The following is a 371-nucleotide window of genomic DNA, read 5'->3' as shown; positions in this document are numbered from 1 at the left end:
AATTACTGGTCGTGCTATTTATGAAGGCTCGTTGGATGTGACGGAAGCGCAGGCGTTGTGTGATAAGTCATAGCTTCAACGGTTAAATCTACGCGACTCAAAAAAGGCGGTATAACATAAGGCGGTATAACATAAAGTTACCGCCTTTTTTGTATGCGGAGCTATGTATCGACTTGCTCTTGAATATGCTCGACAACACTATTTCCCAGCTGCTCAAACTTACCAAAATAATCTAATTGCCGAATTACACAGCCTTTATGCTGTTCTTGTGTTTGTGCGATCTGCGCGGGTATATCGCGAGTGACATGGTTGCCTCGATTAAAAAATAGCGGGTATAGGTCGAATTGTTGATAGCCTAAATCGAGGCATGT

Annotated in this window: 1 protein-coding gene; it reads right to left on the bottom strand. The window is 42.9% G+C overall.

Translation table 11 applies throughout. From position 1 onward, the window contains the following. Positions 1 to 161: 161 nt before the first annotated feature. The coding region (locus EMN46_RS19450; protein ID WP_229130457.1) for a sirohydrochlorin chelatase at positions 162 to 371 on the bottom strand (210 nt) is incomplete at its 5' end.

It is taken from the genome of Ancylomarina sp. 16SWW S1-10-2 (genome assembly GCF_009669305.1).
GTDB lineage: Bacteria > Bacteroidota > Bacteroidia > Bacteroidales > Marinifilaceae > Ancylomarina.
This window is presented reverse-complemented; position numbering and strand designations above follow the sequence as displayed.